This is a genomic window from Flavobacterium sp. UBA7680 (assembly GCF_002482975.1).
GTDB lineage: Bacteria > Bacteroidota > Bacteroidia > Flavobacteriales > Flavobacteriaceae > Flavobacterium.
In genome coordinates this window covers 527,613-549,287 of sequence record NZ_DLHA01000019.1, presented here as the reverse complement: position 1 = coordinate 549,287, position 21,675 = coordinate 527,613, and the positions used below count along the sequence as shown (strand labels likewise).

Sequence of the window (21,675 nt, the reverse complement as noted above, 5' to 3'; positions counted from 1 at the left end):
AAGATACTAAAAAATTATTTTGCAGTCGCTAAATTAATGACTAAATTTGCACCCGAAAGCTTCGGTGTGATTTTTACTTTGGCATAATGTCTAAGAAAATCATAATAAAAGTAAATAAATGAAAAAAATAGTATCTCTATTAATTGTTGTAGCCCTTTTTTGTTCTTGTAGTGATTACCAAAAGGCATTAAAAAATGAAGATGTTGCAGCAAAGTTCGAAGTGGCGACAAAAATGTACGAAGCAGGCAAGTATAATAAAGCCATTCGTCTTTTTGAACAATTAGCGCCAACATATAGAGGTAAACCTCAGGCTGAAAAACTTTTTTATATGTTTTCACAGTCTTATTACAAAACAAAACAATATTATTTGGCAGGATATCAGTTTGAAAGTTTTGTTTCAGGATATCCGCGAAGCGAAAAAGTACAGGAATGTGCTTATTTAGGAGCTTACAGTTATTCAAAATTATCTCCGGTTTACAGTTTAGATCAGGCTGATACCGTAAAAGCTTTAGAAAAATTACAAGCATTTATTGATAATTATCCAAATTCAGAATATATACCTGAAGCAAATAAAACGGTACAGGTTTTAAATGGAAAATTAGAGAAAAAAGCATACGAAAATGCTAAAGGATACAACACGATTTCAGATTATAAATCAGCTCTTGTAGCTTTTGATAATTTTATAGCTGATTTTCCAGGGACTCCTTTTAAAGAAGACGCTTTGTTTTACAAATATGATTCAGCATATAAGTTAGCAATAAACAGTGTTCCTTCAAAAATGGAAGAACGTTTAAATATTGCAAAAACAGCTTATGCAAACTTAATCAAGTACAAAAGCGATACAAAATATAAAAAAGAGGCAGACGAAATGAATGCCAGAGTTGAAACGGATTTACAAAAATATACTAAATAAAAATAAGTCATGGATTTAAAAAAGACGAATGCTCCTGTTAACACAATAACTTACAATAAAACAGTTATTGAAGAGCCAACAGGAAATGTGTATGAAGCAATTACCATTATGGCTAAAAGAGCAAACCAGATTAATTCTGAAATCAAAAAAGAATTAACTGAGAAATTAGAAGAGTTTGCTACTTACAATGACAGTCTTGAAGAAGTTTTTGAAAATAAAGAACAAATTGAAGTTTCTAAATTTTACGAAAAATTACCAAAACCACACGCTTTAGCTGTTCAGGAATGGTTAGACGGAAAAACTTACCACAGAGGTTCAAACAAATAATATAGTATAAATGTCAGTTTTAAACGGAAAAAAGATTTTACTGGGAGTTTCCGGTGGAATTGCAGCGTATAAAACAGCCTCATTAGTACGACTTTTTATAAAAGCAGGTGCACATGTCCAAGTGATAATGACACCTGCTTCTAAGGATTTTGTAACGCCACTTACGTTATCTACCTTATCAAAAAATCCTGTACATTCCAGTTTCTTTAACGACGACAATGAAGATGCTGTATGGAATAATCACGTTGAATTAGGCCTTTGGGCAGATTTGATGCTGATAGCTCCTGCAACAGCAAATACAATGTCTAAAATGGCAACAGGAAATTGCGATAATCTTTTAATTGCTACATACTTATCGGCTAAATGTCCTGTTTATTTTGCTCCCGCAATGGACTTGGATATGTACAAACATCCGTCTACAATTTCTAGTTTCAATGCTTTAAAGCAATTTGGAAACATTATTATTCCTGCTGAAAAAGGTGAATTAGCAAGCGGTTTATCTGGAGAAGGCCGAATGGCTGAACCAGAAAACATTATAGCTTTTCTTGAAGCAGATTTAGAAAGCAAATTACCCCTTAAAGGAAAAAAAATACTAATAACTGCAGGTCCAACATACGAAGCAATAGATCCCGTACGTTTTATAGGAAATCATTCTTCTGGAAAAATGGGATTTGATATTGCAAATGCAGCAGCAAATCTTGGAGCGCAGGTTGTTTTAGTTTCAGGGCCAACACATTATAAAACTAAAAATCCTTCGATTGAAGTTATAAATGTAATGTCGGCACAGGAAATGTACGATGCCTGCCACAAACATTTTGATGATTCTGATGCAGCAATCGCAGCAGCAGCCGTAGCAGATTACAAACCAAAAGAGGTTGCGTTACAAAAGATTAAGAAAAATGCAAGTGAGTTTTCGATTGAATTAGAGAAAACAAAAGATATCTTATCCTCTTTAGGAGCTATTAAAAAAAATCAGTTTTTAATAGGTTTTGCCCTTGAAACAGAAAATGAAATTGAAAATGCTAAGCTGAAAATCCAGAAAAAAAACTTAGATTTGATAGTTCTAAATTCTTTACAGGATGAAGGTGCCGGTTTTAAAAAAGAAACCAATAAAGTAACATTTATTGATAAAAACTTTAATATCGAGCCAATGGAATTAAAATCGAAAGAATTTGTAGCAGTCGATATTTTAAACAAAGTGATTTCACATTTTTCAAAATCATAAAGATTTAAAATATTTTATAAAAAGTAAGAATAGTTGTTCTATTTTTGCTACTAATAAAATTGTATTTGTATGAACAAAATAGTTACACTTTTCGTATTTTTTATTTTTGGCTTTACTCAGGCGCAGCAGCTAAATTGTACAGTAACTATCAATACTGAAAGGCTTCCTACACCAAATCAGCAGGTTTTTAAAACGCTGCAGACTTCTTTATCTGAATTTGTAAACAAAACAGACTGGACAGGAACTGGATCTGCCTTAAAGCAGCATGAAAGAATTAATTGCTCAATGTACATCACATTGTCATCTTATAGTTCTGATCAGTTTACAGGAACTATTCAGGTACAGTCTTCAAGATTAATTTACAATTCAACTTATTCTTCGCCTGTTCTGAATTTTAATGACAAAGACTTTAATTTTAGATACACAGAATACGAACCATTATTGTTTAATCCAACTGTTTTCGAATCAAATTTAGTATCTGTAGTATCTTTTTACAGCTACATAATTTTGGGTATGGATGCTGATACGTTTCAAAGCGGTGCCGGAAATCAATATTTTGAAACAGCTCAAAACATTGCAAGCGTTGCTCAGCAAGGTGGCTTTAGAGGATGGAGCCAGACAGACGGGCTTCAAAACCGTTATTATTTAATAACCGATATGCTTTCTCCTATGTATGCTGATTTACGTCAGACAACCTTTTTATATCACACAGGTTTAGATACCATGAGTAATGATTTAAAAGGAGCAAAAGAAAAAGTAAAATCTTCTTTAATACTAATTGGAAAAGTAAATTCAGTTAGGCCAAATGCATTTTTAACCCGCGTATTTTTTGACGCAAAATCAGATGAAATAGTTTCTGTTTTTTCTGGCGGCCCAAGTATTCCTGTTACGGACTTAACCGATATTTTGAATAGAGTTTCGCCTTTAAATAATTCAAAATGGTCACAAATTAAGTTTTAATAACTTAATTTTTTTTCCTTTCTTCGTAGCACTTTATTTTTATAATTTCCCTTTATGATAACTTCACTATCGATTAAAAATTATGCTCTGATTGAAAAGCTTTCTATTGATTTTTCAAAAGGTTTTTCTATAATTACTGGTGAAACAGGAGCAGGAAAATCGATTATATTAGGTGCGATTGGACTCGTTTTAGGAAAAAGAGCAGATTTAACTTCATTAAAAAACAAAGAAGAAAAATGTGTTATTGAAGCACATTTTGAAATTTCTAAATACAACTTAAAAGATTTTTTTGCAGAAAATGATCTCGATTATGAAGATGAAACCATAATTAGACGTGAAATTTTACCTTCGGGAAAATCAAGAGCTTTTATAAACGATAGTCCCGTAAATCTTCAGGAATTGCAGGATTTGAGTCTTTTTTTAATAGATATACATTCGCAGCAGCAAACTCAGGAATTGTCTGATGAAACGGTTCAATTCAAAATAATTGATGCTATTGCTGATAATTTTGATACAATTCTAACGTATCAAAATCTATTAAAAGTTTATAAATCAGAGAAATCAAAATTAAATGCTTTACTAAAAAAACAAAGCGATTCAGGAAAAGAGCAGGAGTACAATACTTTTTTATTGAATGAATTGGTTTCGGCTAAATTAAAATCTGGAGAACAAGCAGAATTAGAAGCTGATTTTGAAAAACTGAATAATGTTGAAATTATCAAAGAATCAATTGATAAATCGCTTGTAATTGCAAACGAAGAACAATTTGGTGTATTTCATAATCTTAATGAAATTAAAAACGCGCTGCAAAAGATTGCTCCGTTTTCAGCAGAATATCAAAACTTTTTTGAACGAATCACCAGTATTTCAATTGAATTTGATGATGTTTCAAAAGAATTGCAAAACGCTTCTGAAAAATTATTAAACGATCCGGAACAATTAGAATTAGTAAGTCAAAAACTGCAGTTAATTTTTAATCTGCAAAAGAAACACCATGTTAATTCTGTAGACGAATTGCTTCAAATTCAGGCAGATTTAGGAAATACACTTTTAGAATTAGATAATATCGAAGAAGAAATCGAAACCTTATCTAAATCAATTGAACAAAAAGCAAATGAATTAGATGCTTTTGCAACAACAATTCATCAAAATAGAATAAATGCTATTCCGGTTTTATCCAATCAGTTAATATCGATTTTAGAAACATTAGGAATGCCAAATGTTCGTTTTAATATGGAACTTTTACCATCTGAAACTTATTTTCAAAACGGAAAAGACGAATTACAGTTCTTGTTTTCTGCCAATAAAGGAACTGATTTTGGTTTGTTGAAAAAAGTAGCTTCAGGTGGGGAAATGTCACGTATTATGCTGGCAGTAAAAGCAATTTTAGCGCAGTATTCAAAATTACCAACCTTAATTTTTGATGAAATTGATACCGGAGTTTCGGGAGAAATTGCCATTAGAATGGGAGAGATTATGAAAGAAATGAGTGCTAAAATGCAGATTTTTGCCATCACACATTTACCGCAGATTGCGGCAAAAGGCGATTCGCACTTTAAAGTTTCTAAAGCAACAGTAGGCGATCATACACAATCAGAATTAAAGTTACTGTCTCAGGACGAAAGAGTTATAGAAATTGCTCAAATGTTATCAGGAGCAGTCGTTTCAGATTCGGCTTTAAATCACGCCAAAGCCTTGTTGAACTAAAGAAATACTTTATATTTGTCATCGAAAAATAATTAAACAAAACAGGCATAAGTTGTCATTTATCTTGATAATGATTAATTTATGAGTAAATAAAAAGAGTATGATTATAGAACCTAGAATGAGAGGATTTATTTGTTTGACTGCCCACCCAAAGGGAGCTGAGCAAAACGTTAAAAATCAAATTGAATATATCAAATCAAAAGGTGCAATTGCCGGAGCAAAAAAAGTATTAGTTATTGGTGCTTCAACAGGTTTCGGATTAGCTTCAAGAATCACAAGTGCTTTCGGATCTGATGCTGCTACAATTGGAGTATTTTTCGAAAAACCACCAGTTGAAGGAAAAACAGCTTCACCAGGATGGTACAATTCTGCAGCTTTTGAAGCAGAAGCTCACAAAGCAGGTCTATATGCAAAAAGTATCAACGGAGATGCTTTTTCAAACGAAATAAAAAGAGAAACTTTAGATTTAATAAAAGCTGATTTAGGACAAGTAGATCTTGTAATTTACAGTTTAGCTTCTCCAGTACGTACAAACCCTAATACAGGAGTTTTACACCGTTCGGTTTTAAAACCAATTGGACAAACATTTACAAACAAAACAGTTGACTTTCATACAGGAAATGTAACTGAGGTTTCAATCGCTCCTGCAAATGAGGAAGATATTGAAAACACAGTTGCTGTAATGGGAGGTGAAGACTGGGCAATGTGGATCGATGCTTTAAAAAATGAAAATTTATTAGCAGAAGGTGCTGCAACAGTAGCTTATTCTTATATTGGGCCAGCATTAACAGAAGCAGTTTACCGTAAAGGAACAATTGGTCGTGCAAAAGACCATTTAGAAGCTACTGCATTCACTATTACAGATAACTTAAAATCTATTGGTGGAAAAGCTTATGTTTCTGTAAACAAAGCATTAGTAACACAAGCAAGTTCTGCAATTCCGGTTATTCCGTTATATATTTCTCTTTTATATAAAATCATGAAAGAAGAAGGTATTCACGAAGGATGTATCGAGCAGATTCAGCGTTTATTCCAGGATAGATTATACAACGGTTCTGAAGTTCCTGTTGATGAAAAAGGAAGAATTAGAATTGACGACTGGGAAATGCGTGACGATGTTCAGGCAAAAGTGGCTGAACTTTGGAAAGAAGCTACAACAGAAACGTTACCGGCTATTGGAGACTTAGCAGGTTATAGAAATGATTTCTTAAATTTATTTGGATTTGAATTTGACGGAGTTGACTACAAAGCAGAAGCTAATGAAGTAGTTAATATTGACAGTATCAAATAAAAACATAAATCTTACAACAAAAACCATCAACCAAAAGTTGGTGGTTTTTTTATGAATATAACCTATCTTTGCTCAAATTTTTAAAGTTTAGAATATTCCACTTAAAACCGCATTCCCACTATGATTTTTTCTTTAATTATACCCGTGTATAATCGACCGGACGAAGTTGACGAACTTTTAGAAAGTCTTACAAAATCTGATTACAACGAACCTTTTGAAATTGTTCTGGTTGAAGACGGATCATCTATTCCTTGTAAAGATGTTGTAATGAACTATGATGGGAAATTGAATATCTCATATTATTTTAAACCAAATTCTGGTCCCGGCGACTCCAGAAATTTTGGAATGCAGAAGGCGAGAGGGGATTATTTTATCATTTTTGATTCAGATTGTATTATTCCTCCAAACTATTTAACTGAAGTTCGTAAAGCTTTAGATGAAAAATATGTAGACTGTTTTGGAGGTCCTGATAAAGCCTTGAAAAGCTTTTCTAGTATTCAAAAAGCAATCAATTTTGCTATGACCTCTTTTCTTACTACAGGAGGTATTCGCGGTGGTTCTGAAAAGATTAATAAGTTCCAGCCAAGAAGCTTTAATATGGGGATTTCGAAGAAAGCTTTTGAAGCTTCAAAAGGTTTTGGAAACATTCATCCCGGCGAAGATCCCGACTTATCGATCCGTTTATGGAATTTAGGATTTGAAACCAGACTGTTTTCTGAGGCTTTTGTGTACCACAAACGTAGAATTGACTGGGAAAAATTCTCTATTCAGGTAAAAAAATTCGGTATCGCCAGACCAATATTAAACAGTTGGTATCCAGAACATAATAAGCTTACTTTTTTCTTTCCAACCGTATTTATCATAGGTTTATTGATAGCTTTTTTACTATTAATTTTCAATATTGATATTTTATTACAATTATATTTTGTATATTTCGTTATTATTTTTCTTACAGCAAGTATTCAAAATAAAAGTATTAAAATTGGGTATTTATCGGTTATTGCTGTTTGGAAACAATTTTACGGTTACGGAACAGGATTTTTGGAATCTTTTGTAAAAGTTATTTTATTAAAGAAGAAACCACAAGAAGCTTTTCCTCGTATGTTTTTTAAGATATAATATGACAAAAATTATCGGCTTAACCGGCGGAATAGGAAGCGGTAAAACAACAATCACTGCTTTTTTTAAGGAAATGGGAATTCCTGTTTACATCGCAGATGATGAAGCTAAAAAGATAATGCAGTCAGCAGAAATTATTGCTGAAATAAAAAATGCTTTTGGAGAATCGCTCTTTGAAAATAATGTTTTAAACCGGGCAAAATTAGCTGATATTGTTTTTAATGATGCAGATAAATTAACAGTTTTAAATTCGATTGTACATCCGGCAGTAAAAAAGGATTTTCAATTTTGGCTGTCTCAAAATAAAGAGGAAGCTTTTGTAGTTTACGAAGCTGCCATTTTATTTGAAAGCGGGAAATACAAAGAATTTGATTATATAGTTACCGTTACTGCTCCAGAAGAAGTAAGAATTGAAAGAGTGATGAAACGTGATAACACAACACGCGAACACGTTTTAAGCCGAATGAAAATGCAGTGGGATGATAAAAAACGAATTTCTTTGAGCAATTTTGTTATTAATAACAGTAATCTTAAAATTGCTAAAGAAGAAGTAGTTGAAATTCTTAAAATTTTGAAAATAAAACAAAAACAGTCTTAAATGTTAATATTTGGTTAATGTATTATTTAGTATATTGTTAAAATATTAATTTTGTTTCGATGAATAAATTATTTTTTAGAATACTTGTTTTACTGATGAGTTTGTCCTTAATAGGGATAATTCTAGTGCAGGTATTTTGGTTTAACTCTTCATTTAAAAATAATGAAGAGCAGTTTAAATACCACGTTACCCAAGTTATCGGAAATGTAGCAGACAAACTTGAACAGCAGGAAGAATACAGTTTTTACGATAAATACAACCGCATAAAAGACAGCACAGGTAAAATTCCCAAAAAAGAGGACTTACTTCAAGTGTTTTATGTGCAGAGAAATGCAAAAACAAATAAAACAATTGTTTATTCTAATACACTGACTTCTGAAGATTACGATATAAGCGGATCGTTTTTTAATAAAAAATTCAGCAGTGAGCGATTTAAGAATTTTAGCTCTAAAAGAGTAACCGAAGTTTATAATAATAATAACGGAATTGATAATAACAATTTAGGTCAAAGTATTATACCGGATCTTACAATTGAAAAATCAGGAAGTTTAGATATTTTAAATAAAGTTCAGCAGCAAATTCAGTATAAAGATATTGCGTCCTTAACTCCAATTGAAGGAAGAATTACTAAAGATAAACTTTCTAAGCTTTTAAAGAAAGAATTACAAGAGTACGGAGTTAAAACCAAATTTGAATTTGGAATTTATAGCAGTGGTGTTCCAACCAAAATTAAATCGGATGGATTTCACTACGATAAAGAAGCAACTTATAATATTCCGATATATACTGATAACGAAGGAAATAGCAGATATGAATTGTCAGTTACATTTCCTCATAAAAAGAAATTTTTATTATCTGAATTATTAAGTATTACTATTTTATCAATAGTTTTTACATTAATTATAATAGTTGCATACACAAGTGCATTAAATCAATTGTTGCGTCAGAAACATATTTCTGAAATCAAAACAGATTTTATAAATAATATGACGCACGAGTTTAAAACTCCAATTGCGACAATAAATTTAGCACTTGATGCGATTAGAAATCCTAAAATTATTGAAGATAAAGACAAAGTCTTTAGGTATCTTCAAATGATAAGGGATGAAAATAAAAGAATGCATGCGCAGGTTGAGAACGTTTTACGTATCTCTAAATTAGAAAAACGAGAACTTGATATTACGAAAGAGCCAACCGTGGTAACTGATGTAATTGATGATGCAATTGAGCATGTAAACCTTATTTTAGAAGATAGAAAAGGTACGGTAGTAAAACATTATCATGCAGCAAGAACGACTTGTTTAATCAATGAAGTTCATTTTACAAACGTTCTGGTTAATATTTTAGAGAATGCCATAAAATATTCACCTGACATTCCTGAAATTGAAATTTTTACAGAAAATGTAAAAGACATGATTTTGATAAAAGTAAGAGATCATGGTTTGGGAATGAGTAAGATAGCTCAAAAACGAGTGTTTGAGAAGTTCTATAGAGAACACACAGGAGACCTTCATAATGTAAAAGGGCACGGCTTAGGTCTGGCGTACGTAAAAAGAATTGTAGAGGACCATAATGGTCAAGTATATGTTGAAAGCGAAAAAGGAAAAGGTAGCACCTTTATAATAAAAATACCATTAATAAATTAAAATATGGAAAATACTAACAAAAGAATACTTTTAGTAGAAGATGACCTAAATTTTGGGGCGGTTCTTAAAGATTATCTAATGTTAAATGACTTTGAAGTTACTTTAGCTAAAAACGGTATGGAAGGTTTCGAGAAATTTAAGAAGGATGTATATGATTTATGTATTCTCGATGTAATGATGCCTTATAAAGATGGTTATACTTTAGCAAAAGAAATTAGAGAAAAAAATAGCGAAGTGCCAATTATCTTCTTAACAGCAAAATCTATGAAAGAAGATGTGTTAAAAGGATATAAAGCTGGTGCTGACGATTATTTAAACAAGCCTTTTGACTCAGAAGTTTTATTGATGAAAATCAAAGCGATTATTCAAAGAAAATCAGCTGATACAAAAGCAGAACAAGTACAATTTGAATTTAATATTGGAAAATTCCACTTAAACTCAAAACTTAGATTCCTGACTTTCCAGGATGAAGAGCCAATTAAATTATCTCCAAAAGAGAATGAATTGCTTAAAATGTTAATTCTTCATGAAAATGACTTAATGCCAAGAGAATTAGCTTTGACTAAAATCTGGAGAGATGACAACTACTTTACTTCAAGAAGTATGGACGTTTACATCGCTAAACTTAGAAAATACCTTAAATCTGATGAAGATGTTGAAATTTTAAACATTCACGGAGAAGGTTTCAGATTAGTTGTAAAAAGCAAAGTTTCTGAATAACGAATTCACCTAAAAACAATATAAAGGCTCTGAGAAATCAGAGCTTTTTATGTTTAGAAAGACAATTAAATGTCGCCAATCTTTGGTTAGATGCACTGCAGTGCATCTCTACGTTAAAATTATGATTGATTTATAGATAACGTAAATCGTAGAGACGCACAGCAGTTCGTCTACGCAAAGAGATTCACCAATCTTTGTCGAATTATGATTGTATGACCTCCTTCGTCTGTGCTCTTTTTTATGTTTAAAAAGAATATCACATCTAATTTCGCCAATCTTTGGTTAGATGCACTGCAGTGTATCTCTACATTAAAATATGATTAATTTATATTAGAATTGTCATTGATTTATAGATAACGTAAATCGTGTAGGCGTATTGCAGTGTGTATCTCTATATTAAAATTGATTTATAGATAACGTATATCGTAGAGACGCACAGCAGTGCGTCTACGCAAAGAGAATCACCAATCTTTGTCGATATACGTGTGCGATTTCTCCTTTCAGTCGAAATGACAAAAAAGACATATAATACTAGAATTTTTAATTTTATTTCTAGAGAATATATTGTTCTCATTTTCAAAGTAATAACTTCTTATTTATTGAAGAATTTAATACCAAAAATATTTTTCACACAACTTTTCTGAAAAATAAATTTGGAAAATCAAAAAACAATTCTGAATATTTGCAGACGAAAAAAATAATAACCCTTTAAAAACGAAGAAAAAATGTTTGTACTTACATTGACATCACAAAGCTTCACACCAAACGGATTTGGTGTAGCACTTCTTCGTGGCTTATTTCAATCTTAGAAATACATTTTTAGATATATAAAAAAGCCCGAAGACATTTAGTTTCGGGCTTTTTTTATTCTAGACACTTCAAAATTTTCCCGAAGAATATTTTACAAACTATCCGAAAGGATAAAAAATCCGCATGCTTATTTCATTTTTGAATCCTTTGTTGGTTTCAACCTGACTTAGCTGTGCATCAACATAATTATAAAAAATTTATGGGAAATAAATTAACTGGAAAAGACCTGATTAAATTGGGATTTCCAAAAAACAATTCAATAAACATCGCCTTAGGGCAGATAAACAGATATAGAAAAAGAGAAAAAAAGGAATCTATTCTAACAGAGGCAAAAGACGTTCTGCTGAATCCTGAAAAATTTGAAGGTCACGGAACTTGGGGAAAAGTTGCTGAAGGTTTGATAAAACCGGTTCAGGTAAGAATGCATCAGCTTAAAGCAACAAGAGCTCCTTTTACGATTTTTGGTGAAAATGAAATTGATCAGCAGGCAAAATTTCAATTGTATGATTCGTTGAAACTGCCAATTTCTGTAGCCGGAGCTTTAATGCCGGATGCACATTCGGGATATGGATTGCCAATTGGTGGAGTTTTAGCAACAGATAATGCTGTAATTCCATATGGAGTTGGAGTTGATATTGGATGCCGAATGAGCCTTTCAATTTTTGATTTACCAGCGTCGCATTTCAAAGGAAAGGAACATCAGTTAGAAGCAATTTTGAAAGACAATACAAAATTCGGAATGAATGAAACACACGCTTCAAGAGTAGATCATGAAGTTTTTCATAAGAGCGAATTTCAGGATATTCCGCTGCTAAAGAATCTTTTACCAAAAGCTTATAAACAATTAGGAAGTTCAGGCGGAGGAAACCATTTTGTAGAATTTGGAATTGCTAAAATTGATAATCCAGAGAATGAATGGAAGCTTGAAAAAGGCGAATATTTCGCAGTTCTTTCACATAGCGGTTCACGAGGTTTGGGGGCAAATATTGCAAAGCATTATACTTATTTGGCAACAAAACAATGTCCGTTACCAAAAAATGTGCAGCATTTGGCCTGGCTGGATTTGAATACACACGATGGTCAGGAATATTGGCTGGCAATGAATTTAGCTGGAGAATATGCAAAAGCCTGTCACGATGATATTCACAGACGAATAGCAAAAGCAATTGGGAAAAGGGTAGTGGTTACAATTGAAAACCATCACAATTTTGCATGGAAAGAAATGGTAAACGGTCAGGAATGTATTGTGCACAGAAAAGGAGCAACTCCAGCGGCACAAGGTCAATTGGGAATTATTCCTGGTTCAATGACCGCACCGGGTTACATTGTGAAAGGGAAAGGAAACGCAGAGAGTTTAAATTCTGCATCGCATGGCGCCGGACGTTTGTTTTCGAGAGCAAAATGCAAAAGCACTTTTACGCAAAGCGAAATCAAAAAGGTTTTGAAAGCCAATGACGTAACCTTGATTGGAGGAAATATTGATGAAGCTCCAATGGCATACAAAGACATTACAAAAGTAATGGCAAACCAAACTGATCTGGTTGAAGTCATAGGAACTTTTACGCCGAAGATTGTTAGAATGGATCGCTAAAAAAGTAAAATTATGGAAAGATTTCAAGATGAAAATAAATGGTTGGGCAGTTTTGGAGATATTATCAATGTAAAATGCCCAAAGTGTGCTTCAAAAGCAATTGTTAGAAGAACTTTTGTATCTGAATGGTATTACTCTGATAAAAGAATTTTAGAATGTAAAAATTGCTATTATTCTCAAAAAGAAGTAGCTGTAAAGTATCTTGCTTATGTAGATGCATACTGCTGTAATAATGAGGATAAGATACAGTTTCAATCGCAATTACTAAATGAACAACCAAAACAAATTAAGTTAAAATGCCCGATTTGTAGTGAAGTTAAACATTATAAACCAAGAATTGACATGGTTCCTTTTGTATTTGATAGAGATAATTCTAAGATGTATGATACAAATTTTAATGTAGAAATCTGGTATCAAAAAGATTTTGGGAAATCAATTTTTTGGGCTTACAATCAGATACATATAGAGTATTTGGAAAGATATATTAAAGCTGGTTTAAGAGAAAGAAATAATAATGGTAGTGGTAATGGAACAATGGTTTCAAGACTTCCAAAATTTATAAAAGAAGCGAAAAACAGAGAAAAGCTTCTTAAAATATTAGAAAAATGGAAAGAATAATTCAAATAACAGCGGGTCGCGGACCTGCAGAATGCACTTGGGTTGTCGCCCAAGTGCTTAAAAAAGTGTTGGAAGAAGCGCAGGATCAGCAATTAGATGTTGTGCTGCTACAACGGGAAGTTGGAGAAGAAAACGGAACGGTTGAAACAGCTTCAATTTCGATAAAAGGAAAAAATGCAGAACAATTTATAAAATCCTGGATTGGAACAATTCAGTGGATTGGTCAGAGTCAGTTTAGGAAAATGCACAAACGCAAGAACTGGTTTATTGGAATTTTTGAAATCGAACCGCAAAAAAATGCATCAGTTTCAGAAAATGATATTCAATATCAGGCAATGCGTAGTTCGGGAGCTGGCGGTCAGCATGTAAACAAAGTGAGCTCGGCAATTCGGGCGACGCATATTCCAACAGGAATTGCAGTTGTTTCTATGGACAGCCGTTCGCAGCACCAGAACAAAAAACTGGCAACAGAAAGATTATTAAAAAAACTAGAAGACGAGAAACGGGTTCAGCTTAAAAATCATGTGGGTAAACAATGGGAAAATCAGCTTAATATCGAGCGTGGAAATCCTGTGAGGGTTTTTACCGGAAGTGATTTTAAAAAGAACAAAGTAGAGAAAAATTACAAAGGAACTCGTCAGAAATTAAAAAACGACTTACGACATGAAAACAATTGATAAATACCTTTTTCAAGCTTTGGATAACTATCCGTATTCGCTTGAAGAAACGATTGAATCTTTAGATTATGCTTTTTCTTATGATGCAAAAAATACAATGGTTTTGTGTTTGTACGGAAGAATTCAGGCAGAACAATTAATGAATTATGAAGAGGCAAAATCCTATTTTCAGGAGGCTTTATCGATAAATATTCATGCGCTTGAAGTTTATCCGTATTATTTGCAGACTTTAATTTTAAACGAAGATTATGAAGAAGCACAAAAATTAATTGATTTTGCTTTAACAATAAAAGGAATTAATAAATCTGATATTTACGTTAAAAAAGCGATTCTTTTTGAAGCACAACATGAGTTTAAGAAAGCATTAAAGGAGATTAAAAATGCTAAGCTTCATTCTTTACAATTTGCATACGAATGCAATATTAGCGATGTAGAGAAAAGAATTGAAGGCAAAATTGATTTGCTAAAGAAGAAAAAGAAATCTAAAAAAGATTCTAAAAAGAAATCGAAATGATTTTGATTGAAAGAAAAAACGATGCGGTTATTGAATCGCATCGTTTTTTATGAATACAATATTAGAGATGTCCCTACGGGACATTAATTGTTGTGACGCACATTAATTTTCTACCGATCTTTAACTCCTAACGGAGTTCTTTACTTAGAAATAATGAAGATAAAATTATCTCGTAGAGATTATATCTCGGTAGAACATTATAAAAGAAATGATTTTTGTCCCGTAGGGACTATACAAATTTTAAGTTTTATAGATCAAAAAGTTTTAGCAGCGAATTGCTTCACCTGTTCACTATTGCTAGAATCACGTTTTAAATTAAAAATCTGCGCTAACCCGTTTAATCAGTTTAATCAGTGGGCAATTTTATTTCCAATGAAGTTCCAAAGCAAAGCAAGTTTTTTCACCTTTTGTAATGCTAAATGTTGCTGTTGTATGATCATCATCTTCGCTTTCATGAATTACAACATTATCTTTTAATGAAAGCTCTTTCATGAAATTCATTTCGAAGCTTTTAACTTCTTGTTTCATGATTCTTTTTGGGTCAACGTGATCAAGGCACCATTCCAGATATTTTACGTTATTTACGTGATTTACAATGTCTAAATCAGATAAATAAACTGTTTTTTCAAAAACGGCTTCTTTTTCGTGATTGATGTTTATTTTAGAAAAACCTTCTTCTGTAGCTCTTTTTTCTGGGAATAATTCGAAATGCTCGTACGGAAGTGCTAAAGCTTCTGGACGGCGTGCCTGTGTATTAAAAACAGCCCAATACGTTTCGCAGCCGACGATTTTTTTTCCGTTTACATACATTTCTAACGCACGAACTGAACGTGAATTTTCTAAACTATTAATCCATGTTTTTACGGTTACAACATCCTGCCATTTTGGTAAAGCGTGAACTTCAACGCGCATTCGGCTTAAAACCCAGGCTTGGTGAAATTCCTGCATATCATAAAAACTAATTCCTCCAATTTCAGAATGTGCTGCGGCGGTTAATTGTAAAATATTACACAAATCGGTATATTTTAAGAAACCTGTTGGCGTGCATTGTGTGAAATTGATTTCCCAGTCTTTACTTAAAACTGATGTGAAATTTGGAGATATTGGCATTTTTTAATTTTAGATTTTAGATTGTTGAGTTTAGATTTTTTCTATTTGAGAATAGAAGAAAGATGAAAGAGAATAGATTTTAAATTTTGGATTTTTTGAAATATGCTGATACTATTTTAAAGCTTATAAAAATAAGACCTAATACGATTATTCCAAAAATTATAAATCCTGTAGTATCTAAATTTTTAAAATTTGGTTTTTCAATTTTTTCCTTAAGTGTTGTATAGAATGCTGTAGTTAAAACAACTGTGCAGAAAACAAAGAAAATATCTCCTATGAGTTTTAAAAATTTCATTTTATTACAGTTTCTATATAACTTAAAATTTCTTTTCTATCTGTCGCATAATCAAACCATTTTGTGTTTTCATTTCGTTTGAACCACGTTAATTGCCTTTTGGAGAATCTTCGGGTATTTTTTTTGATTTCTTCAATGGCAAATGGCAAGGTGAATTCTTCGTCAAAATAACTAAATAATTCTCTATAACCCACGGTTTGAAGTGCATTTAACGCTTTATTAGGATACAATGCTTTGGCTTCTTCCAGTAAACCTTCGTTCATCATAATGTCAACACGCTGGTTGATTCGGTTGTAAATGATTTCTCTGTCAGCGTCTAAACCTATTAAAATAGGAGTGAAGTCTCTGTTGTTTTTCTTTTGATTTAAAAAGGAAGAATAGGGTTTTTGAGAACCAATGCATACTTCTACAAAACGCATTATTCGCTGTGGATTTTGCAGTGTTTGTGGGTTTTCTAAAGTTATTTTTTGATAATATTCTGGATCTAAAATTTTTAATTGTTCCTGAAGATATTCAATTCCGAGTTTTTCGTAATTTGAATTTACTTGAGAACGAACTTCTGGATCAATTTCCGGAAATTCATCGAAGCCTTTTAAAATTGCATCAACGTATAAGCCAGATCCGCCAATAAGGATTACAAAATCATTGTTTTGAAATAGTTCTTCAATTTTAGTTAAAGCTTCTTTTTCGTAATCTCCAACTGTGTAATTTTCGAAGATGGATTTATTTTGAATGAAATGATGTTTGGCTGAATTTAATTCTTCTTGATTGGGAACTGCGGTTCCGATGGTCATTTCTTTAAAAAACTGACGACTGTCGCAAGAAACGATTTCACATTTAAAATGTTGTGCCAAAGCAATACTTAAGGCTGTTTTGCCTATAGCTGTTGGTCCGACAATGGTGATTAGGTATTTCATATTTTTTAGCCCAGATGGAAATGGAAACCCCGGACTTATATTTGTTCGTTTTTTTTGGTGTAAAAGAGCGACCAGCGGAAGCTCCTTTTATGCCTTAAAAAAACAACAAAGATAAGGAGGAGTTGCAATGTACAGCTGGATTAGCTCCATAAATTAATTATTTGGCAATTGGGTTCCGCATTCGTAGCAGTATTTGGCATTGTCAAAATGTACTTGCGATTGACACTTTTTGCATGTTTTTTTGCTATTTATAGTATTATTTTTTAGGCTGCTTTTTGCAAATTCTGCTGTTACAATTCCGGTTGGAACTGCAATGATTCCGTAACCTAAAATCATTACTAATGCTGCAATAAACTGTCCTAAAGGTGATTGAGGTGAAATGTCGCCATAACCAACTGTTGTTAAGGTTACTATTGTCCAATAAATTCCCATTGGGATACTGGTAAATCCTGATTCTTTGCCTTCGACTAAGTACATAATTGTACCAATGATTACGGTGCTGATGAGTACAAAATAGATGAATACTAAAATCTTTTCTTTACTGGCTTCAATCGCATCCCGAAGCTGTGCCGATTGATGGGAGATTTGCGGAATATGTAATATTTTGAATAATCTGAAAAAACGTAATGCTCTAATAACAGATAAGACGCTTGCGCCGGGGAAGAATATTGATAAATACATGGGCAATACGGCGAGTAAATCGATGATTCCGTAAAAGCTGAAAATGTATTTAATGGGTTTTTGAATGGATATAATCCTTAAGATATATTCGATTGTGAAGAATATAGTTATAATCCATTCGCAGATAATAAGTTGTTGATGGTATTTTTGATTGATTCCCTGAACGGTTTCCATCATAATCAAAAGAACGCTTAATAAAATCAACCCTAAAAGAACTAAATCGAACATTCGCCCTAAAATGGTGTTTGTGCCATAAAGGATAATTTTGATTTTTTCTCTAAAGATTTCGTATTTTGATTTTCTGTTTTTCATATCTGCGAAGATAATGAAAGTTTTGTTTTGTTAAAAATTGAGGATTTTAAGAGATTTACTCTTGCGAATGTAGTTTTGTATAATGTTTTTTACATCGCGGTTGTGTTGCATTGGTATTAGAATATTCTTTAGGATATCTATATTGTTAATCTGATAGTTAAGATCGTAATAAGCATAACCTTGATAGGTTCCGTTTTCAATTAAAATAGCGCTTCTTTCGTTTACATTTCGACCTCTGTCTATTAAAATCATGCTTTTGTTTTCGAAACTGTTTTCAGAGATAAACTGCTGTACTCTTAAATTATATATTTCTGGAGTAACTTCGCCAATACAAGCGCCGTCGCATTCCTTTATTTTATATTGAAAACACTCTTTTTTACTTTGATATAAGCCAGTTAATTTTTGACACAAATGATATTTTGAAGTGAATTTAAAAAGTGCATTTTTGCCTTCCTGTAAAGAAGCATAAGATGTAATTTCTTTTTTACGTCCGTCGGCTTTTTCGAGTTTTAAGTTCAAATAACCATTAGCATCTTTTTCAGCATATAAGGCAAATGGGAAAAATGATTTTTTTTGCGAACGATTGTATCTCGGACGGTTTATTTTTACTTCCTGACTTTCTTTTAAAAGTGCGATTAATTCGCTTCCGGTTTCATCATAGGTTATGGTAAAAACTTCGGTTTGTATTTTTTTACTTTTGGTTGTGATTCCGGTAAAATGCTGATTGATTCTCTTTTTGATATTTTGGCTTTTGCCAATATATATTAGAGTTCCGCTTTCATTATAAATATAATAAACGCCGGTTTTAGTAGGCATTTGACTTAAAAGATCAAGGAATTTTGGTGCAATTCCTTTTTCGATTTCAAGTTTTATAAAGTCTTTTACGATTGTTTTTTCGACATCTTTTTCAAGAAGCATTTTGAAAAGCTTTGTGGTTGCCATTGCATCTCCGCTGGCGCGATGTCTGTCGGCCATTGGAATTCCGAGTGCACGCACTAGTTTTCCTAAACTGTACGATGGCTGTTCTGGAATTAGTTTTTTGGCTAATTCTACTGTACAAAGTGTTCTGGCTTCAAAATCGTAGCCTAAACGTCTGAATTCTGTTCTTAAAATTCGGTAGTCAAAAGATGCGTTGTGTGCGACAATAACGCAGTCGGTAGTAATTTCGATAATGCGTTTGGCAACTTCGTAAAACTTTGGAGCAGAACGTAACATAGCATTGTTGATTCCGGTCAGTTTTACTACGAAAGGCTGAATGGGAATTTCAGGATTGACAAGGCTTATGAACTGGTCTATTACTTCATGTCCATCAAATTTATAGATGGCAATTTCAGTAATTCCTTCTTCATTAAACTGTCCTCCAGTAGTTTCTATGTCAAGTATTGCGTACAAATTAAGTGTTCAGTCTCAGTTTTTAGTATTCAGTTTTTTGTAGAGGCGCACCGCAGTGCGTCTTACGATTGTGGCTTTTGAAAAATTATCTTCCTCCAAAAATGCTGCTTCCAATGCGAACCATTGTACTGCCGCATTCTATTGCGAGTTGATAATCTCCGGACATTCCCATAGAAATTGTAGATACGCACTGAAGTGCGTCTTTACCATATCCATCAATATTTTTTAATGAATCAAAAATCGATTTTAAATGGGTAAATTCTTTTTTTATTTGATTTTGATCTTCTGTAAAGGTTGCCATTCCCATTAAACCTAAGATACGAATATTTTTTAACTCTTTAAACTCCACAGAAGTTAAAAGTTCATTTAGTTCGTTTTCGTCTAAACCAAATTTAGATTCTTCTTCGGCAATATATATTTGAAGAAGACAATCTATTGTTCTGTTATTTTTTAAAGCTTGCTTGTTTATTTCTTGTAATAATTTCAAACTGTCAACACCGTGAATCAAACTCACAAATGGTGCCATAAATTTGACTTTATTTGACTGAACATGACCAATCATATGCCATTGAATGTCTTTTGGCATTTGTTCCCATTTCTCGGTCATTTCCTGAATTTTGTTTTCTCCAAAAATGCGCTGGCCAGCTTCATAAGCCTGTACCAAATCTGAAACAGGTTTTGTTTTTGAAACGGCAACAAGAGTTACGTGTTCAGGAATTGTTGATTTTATTTGAATCAGATTTTGCTTTATTGCACTCATTTTCGATTGTAAATCTTTAATATTTCATTATTTTGTTCGCTTACCCAGCTTTTTACATTAATGAAAGAACTTTTTATTTCTTTTGGATCGTCTAATTCTGCAAGACTTAAGCTGATTGTTTCTGAAATATCTTCTTTATTATTTTCTGATTTAATAATTCTAATTTTTACATAAAAAAGCGACGTTTTAAAATAATAAAACTCACCATAAATATTTTCAGTATATGCATTTTCATAGTGAATTGCCTGATGGTATTCTCCTTTTATTAAATTAGTGTATTTATCAAAATTATATTTTCTTTGTTCTATTTGTGATAATGCATTGTATTTCTCTTCATTAAAATGATACTGATAAAGATTGTATGAGAAACCTCCGCTTCCGTTTAGAATTTTTGTCTTTTGCCTCTTAGCTTTAATTTCGAGAGTCGCTTCTGTTTTTCCTTCAGAAATTATATATCTGCCATTTTTTTCAGAGATGCTGTCAATTTCATGAATTGTAAATTGTTTATCAGAATTTGGATCTGTGTTTTGAGATATACAAATTGTTGCTGTAAAATACACAAAAATTAAAAACAGATTCCTCATAATTGTTTAGATTATTTTCTAAATAAACTGCTTCGAAATTTTCTCTGCTTTTTTACTTTCGCTGTAATCGTAAAAACCTTCTCCAGATTTAACACCCAGTTTTCCGGCTCTAACCATATTAACTAATAATGGGCAAGGAGCATATTTTGGATTTTTGAAACCTTCGTACATTACGTTTAAAATAGCAAGACAGACGTCAAGACCAATAAAATCAGCTAATTGAAGTGGTCCCATTGGATGTCCCATTCCTAATTTCATTACGGTGTCAATTTCGTAAACTCCCGCAACTTTATTATATAACGTTTCGATTGCTTCGTTTAGCATTGGCATTAAAATTCTGTTTGCTACGAAACCTGGATAATCGTTTACTTCAACAGGAACTTTACCTAATTTCTCAGATAAATCCATGATGATTTTTGTTACTTCATCGCTGGTATTGTAACCGCGAATGATTTCAACCAATTTCATAATTGGCACCGGATTCATAAAGTGCATTCCGATAACACGTTCAGGATGTGCAACAACAGAACCAATTTGAGTAATTGAAATTGAAGATGTATTGGTTGCTAAAATGGTATTGTGAGAACAAGCTTCGTTTAACTGCTTGAAAATGTTTAGTTTTAATTCTACATTTTCGGTTGCAGCTTCAACAACTAAATCAGCGCCAACAACGCCGTCTTTAATATCAGTATAAGTAATAATATTGGTGATTGTTTTAGCAACATCTTCCTGCGTAATTGTTCCTTTTGAAAGCATACGGTCTAAATTGGCCGCAATAGTTGCCATTCCTTTATCTAATGATTTTTCAGAAACGTCGATTAGTTTTACAGTAAATCCGCTTTGTGCAAATGTATGAGCAATCCCGTTACCCATTGTTCCTGCACCAATTACAGCTATAGTTTTCATTT

At 32.5% G+C, this 21,675-nt stretch carries 22 protein-coding genes; 14 read left to right on the top strand and 8 right to left on the bottom strand.

Translation table 11 applies throughout. From position 1 onward, the window contains the following. Positions 1–118 precede the first annotated feature (118 nt). The 14 genes from B3C18_RS07355 (at position 119) to B3C18_RS07290 (ending at position 14,716) form a co-directional block, all read left to right on the top strand. Entirely contained in the window at positions 119–913 is a 795-nt protein-coding gene (locus B3C18_RS07355) for an outer membrane protein assembly factor BamD (RefSeq protein ID WP_073482182.1), read from the top strand. Positions 914–922: 9 nt separating this feature from the next. Beyond that, the gene (locus tag B3C18_RS07350) at positions 923–1,240 is read left to right on the top strand and encodes a DNA-directed RNA polymerase subunit omega (protein WP_007807938.1); all 318 of its coding nucleotides are present in this window, start codon (positions 923–925) and stop codon (positions 1,238–1,240) included. 10 nt (positions 1,241–1,250) lie between these two features. Then, positions 1,251–2,465, top strand: coding sequence for a bifunctional phosphopantothenoylcysteine decarboxylase/phosphopantothenate--cysteine ligase CoaBC (gene coaBC, locus B3C18_RS07345; RefSeq protein WP_291144656.1), 1,215 nt, complete (start codon positions 1,251–1,253; stop codon positions 2,463–2,465). A gap of 69 nt (positions 2,466–2,534) precedes the next feature. Continuing rightward, positions 2,535–3,425: a DUF4835 family protein gene (locus B3C18_RS07340; RefSeq protein ID WP_291144653.1), complete on the top strand. Its 891-nt coding sequence runs from the start codon at positions 2,535–2,537 to the stop codon at positions 3,423–3,425. 54 nt (positions 3,426–3,479) lie between these two features. Beyond that, on the top strand, positions 3,480–5,132 hold the full coding sequence (gene recN, locus B3C18_RS07335; protein WP_291144650.1) for a DNA repair protein RecN: 1,653 nt from the start codon (positions 3,480–3,482) through the stop codon (positions 5,130–5,132). 100 nt (positions 5,133–5,232) lie between these two features. Then, complete coding sequence (gene fabV / locus B3C18_RS07330; RefSeq protein ID WP_073482174.1) at positions 5,233–6,423, top strand: enoyl-ACP reductase FabV; 1,191 nt, start codon at positions 5,233–5,235, stop codon at positions 6,421–6,423. Positions 6,424–6,543: 120 nt separating this feature from the next. Further along, the gene (locus B3C18_RS07325) at positions 6,544–7,542 is read left to right on the top strand and encodes a glycosyltransferase (protein WP_291144645.1); all 999 of its coding nucleotides are present in this window, start codon (positions 6,544–6,546) and stop codon (positions 7,540–7,542) included. Between the two features lies 1 nt (position 7,543). Next, positions 7,544–8,140 carry a dephospho-CoA kinase gene (gene coaE, locus B3C18_RS07320; RefSeq protein ID WP_291144642.1) on the top strand — a complete coding sequence of 199 codons (597 nt, stop codon included), beginning with the start codon at positions 7,544–7,546 and terminating at the stop codon, positions 8,138–8,140. A 59-nt stretch (positions 8,141–8,199) separates the two neighbouring features. Beyond that, positions 8,200–9,786, top strand: coding sequence for a sensor histidine kinase (locus tag B3C18_RS07315; protein ID WP_291144639.1), 1,587 nt, complete (start codon positions 8,200–8,202; stop codon positions 9,784–9,786). A gap of 3 nt (positions 9,787–9,789) precedes the next feature. Next, entirely contained in the window at positions 9,790–10,506 is a 717-nt protein-coding gene (locus B3C18_RS07310; RefSeq protein WP_012025443.1) for a response regulator transcription factor, read from the top strand. A 1,009-nt stretch (positions 10,507–11,515) separates the two neighbouring features. Next, on the top strand, positions 11,516–12,907 hold the full coding sequence (locus B3C18_RS07305) for an RtcB family protein (protein WP_291144636.1): 1,392 nt from the start codon (positions 11,516–11,518) through the stop codon (positions 12,905–12,907). A 12-nt stretch (positions 12,908–12,919) separates the two neighbouring features. Next, complete coding sequence (locus tag B3C18_RS07300) at positions 12,920–13,525, top strand: hypothetical protein (protein WP_291144634.1); 606 nt, start codon at positions 12,920–12,922, stop codon at positions 13,523–13,525. Then, complete coding sequence (gene prfH, locus B3C18_RS07295; protein ID WP_291144631.1) at positions 13,513–14,202, top strand: peptide chain release factor H; 690 nt, start codon at positions 13,513–13,515, stop codon at positions 14,200–14,202. The genes B3C18_RS07300 and prfH overlap by 13 nt, the downstream gene beginning before the upstream one ends. After that, complete coding sequence (locus B3C18_RS07290; protein ID WP_291144627.1) at positions 14,189–14,716, top strand: tetratricopeptide repeat protein; 528 nt, start codon at positions 14,189–14,191, stop codon at positions 14,714–14,716. Before prfH ends, B3C18_RS07290 begins: the two co-directional genes overlap by 14 nt. Before the next feature lie 363 nt (positions 14,717–15,079). Here B3C18_RS07290 and B3C18_RS07285 read toward each other — a convergent pair whose 3' ends face one another. The 8 genes from B3C18_RS07285 to B3C18_RS07250 all read right to left on the bottom strand — a co-directional run bounded on the left by B3C18_RS07285 (position 15,080) and on the right by B3C18_RS07250 (position 21,673). Beyond that, positions 15,080–15,826, bottom strand: coding sequence for an acyl-[acyl-carrier-protein] thioesterase (locus tag B3C18_RS07285; protein ID WP_256634485.1), 747 nt, complete (start codon positions 15,824–15,826; stop codon positions 15,080–15,082). Positions 15,827–15,905: 79 nt separating this feature from the next. Beyond that, entirely contained in the window at positions 15,906–16,121 is a 216-nt protein-coding gene (locus B3C18_RS07280; RefSeq protein ID WP_291144621.1) for a hypothetical protein, read from the bottom strand. Continuing rightward, the gene (miaA, locus tag B3C18_RS07275) at positions 16,118–17,038 is read right to left on the bottom strand and encodes a tRNA (adenosine(37)-N6)-dimethylallyltransferase MiaA (RefSeq protein ID WP_291144619.1); all 921 of its coding nucleotides are present in this window, start codon (positions 17,036–17,038) and stop codon (positions 16,118–16,120) included. The genes B3C18_RS07280 and miaA overlap by 4 nt, the downstream gene beginning before the upstream one ends. A 153-nt stretch (positions 17,039–17,191) precedes the next feature. Continuing rightward, positions 17,192–18,031, bottom strand: coding sequence for an ion transporter (locus B3C18_RS07270; RefSeq protein ID WP_291144617.1), 840 nt, complete (start codon positions 18,029–18,031; stop codon positions 17,192–17,194). Positions 18,032–18,061: 30 nt separating this feature from the next. Then, positions 18,062–19,423 (bottom strand): exonuclease domain-containing protein, encoded by a 1,362-nt coding sequence (locus B3C18_RS07265; protein WP_291144614.1) that lies wholly within the window; start codon positions 19,421–19,423, stop codon positions 18,062–18,064. An 85-nt stretch (positions 19,424–19,508) separates the two neighbouring features. Next, entirely contained in the window at positions 19,509–20,183 is a 675-nt protein-coding gene (locus tag B3C18_RS07260) for a YggS family pyridoxal phosphate-dependent enzyme (RefSeq protein ID WP_291144610.1), read from the bottom strand. After that, a complete protein-coding gene (locus tag B3C18_RS07255) occupies positions 20,180–20,767 on the bottom strand; it encodes a hypothetical protein (protein WP_291144605.1) in 588 nt (195 codons plus the stop codon). Before B3C18_RS07255 ends, B3C18_RS07260 begins: the two co-directional genes overlap by 4 nt. An 18-nt stretch (positions 20,768–20,785) precedes the next feature. Then, entirely contained in the window at positions 20,786–21,673 is an 888-nt protein-coding gene (locus B3C18_RS07250; RefSeq protein WP_291144602.1) for a 3-hydroxyacyl-CoA dehydrogenase family protein, read from the bottom strand. Positions 21,674–21,675: the final 2 nt, after the last annotated feature.

What these genes read in the sequence shown, in the direction of transcription:
- B3C18_RS07355 (WP_073482182.1), top strand. Translation starts at nt 119, where the DNA reads ATGAAAAAAATAGTATCTCTATTAATTGTTGTAGCCCTTTTTTGTTCT.
- B3C18_RS07350 (WP_007807938.1), top strand. Translation starts at nt 923, where the DNA reads ATGGATTTAAAAAAGACGAATGCTCCTGTTAACACAATAACTTACAAT.
- coaBC (WP_291144656.1), top strand. Translation starts at nt 1,251, where the DNA reads ATGTCAGTTTTAAACGGAAAAAAGATTTTACTGGGAGTTTCCGGTGGA.
- B3C18_RS07340 (WP_291144653.1), top strand. Translation starts at nt 2,535, where the DNA reads ATGAACAAAATAGTTACACTTTTCGTATTTTTTATTTTTGGCTTTACT.
- recN (WP_291144650.1), top strand. Translation starts at nt 3,480, where the DNA reads ATGATAACTTCACTATCGATTAAAAATTATGCTCTGATTGAAAAGCTT.
- fabV (WP_073482174.1), top strand. Translation starts at nt 5,233, where the DNA reads ATGATTATAGAACCTAGAATGAGAGGATTTATTTGTTTGACTGCCCAC.
- B3C18_RS07325 (WP_291144645.1), top strand. Translation starts at nt 6,544, where the DNA reads ATGATTTTTTCTTTAATTATACCCGTGTATAATCGACCGGACGAAGTT.
- coaE (WP_291144642.1), top strand. Translation starts at nt 7,544, where the DNA reads ATGACAAAAATTATCGGCTTAACCGGCGGAATAGGAAGCGGTAAAACA.
- B3C18_RS07315 (WP_291144639.1), top strand. Translation starts at nt 8,200, where the DNA reads ATGAATAAATTATTTTTTAGAATACTTGTTTTACTGATGAGTTTGTCC.
- B3C18_RS07310 (WP_012025443.1), top strand. Translation starts at nt 9,790, where the DNA reads ATGGAAAATACTAACAAAAGAATACTTTTAGTAGAAGATGACCTAAAT.
- B3C18_RS07305 (WP_291144636.1), top strand. Translation starts at nt 11,516, where the DNA reads ATGGGAAATAAATTAACTGGAAAAGACCTGATTAAATTGGGATTTCCA.
- B3C18_RS07300 (WP_291144634.1), top strand. Translation starts at nt 12,920, where the DNA reads ATGGAAAGATTTCAAGATGAAAATAAATGGTTGGGCAGTTTTGGAGAT.
- prfH (WP_291144631.1), top strand. Translation starts at nt 13,513, where the DNA reads ATGGAAAGAATAATTCAAATAACAGCGGGTCGCGGACCTGCAGAATGC.
- B3C18_RS07290 (WP_291144627.1), top strand. Translation starts at nt 14,189, where the DNA reads ATGAAAACAATTGATAAATACCTTTTTCAAGCTTTGGATAACTATCCG.
- B3C18_RS07285 (WP_256634485.1), bottom strand. Translation starts at nt 15,826, where the DNA reads ATGCCAATATCTCCAAATTTCACATCAGTTTTAAGTAAAGACTGGGAA.
- B3C18_RS07280 (WP_291144621.1), bottom strand. Translation starts at nt 16,121, where the DNA reads ATGAAATTTTTAAAACTCATAGGAGATATTTTCTTTGTTTTCTGCACA.
- miaA (WP_291144619.1), bottom strand. Translation starts at nt 17,038, where the DNA reads ATGAAATACCTAATCACCATTGTCGGACCAACAGCTATAGGCAAAACA.
- B3C18_RS07270 (WP_291144617.1), bottom strand. Translation starts at nt 18,031, where the DNA reads ATGAAAAACAGAAAATCAAAATACGAAATCTTTAGAGAAAAAATCAAA.
- B3C18_RS07260 (WP_291144610.1), bottom strand. Translation starts at nt 20,183, where the DNA reads ATGAGTGCAATAAAGCAAAATCTGATTCAAATAAAATCAACAATTCCT.
- B3C18_RS07255 (WP_291144605.1), bottom strand. Translation starts at nt 20,767, where the DNA reads ATGAGGAATCTGTTTTTAATTTTTGTGTATTTTACAGCAACAATTTGT.
- B3C18_RS07250 (WP_291144602.1), bottom strand. Translation starts at nt 21,673, where the DNA reads ATGAAAACTATAGCTGTAATTGGTGCAGGAACAATGGGTAACGGGATT.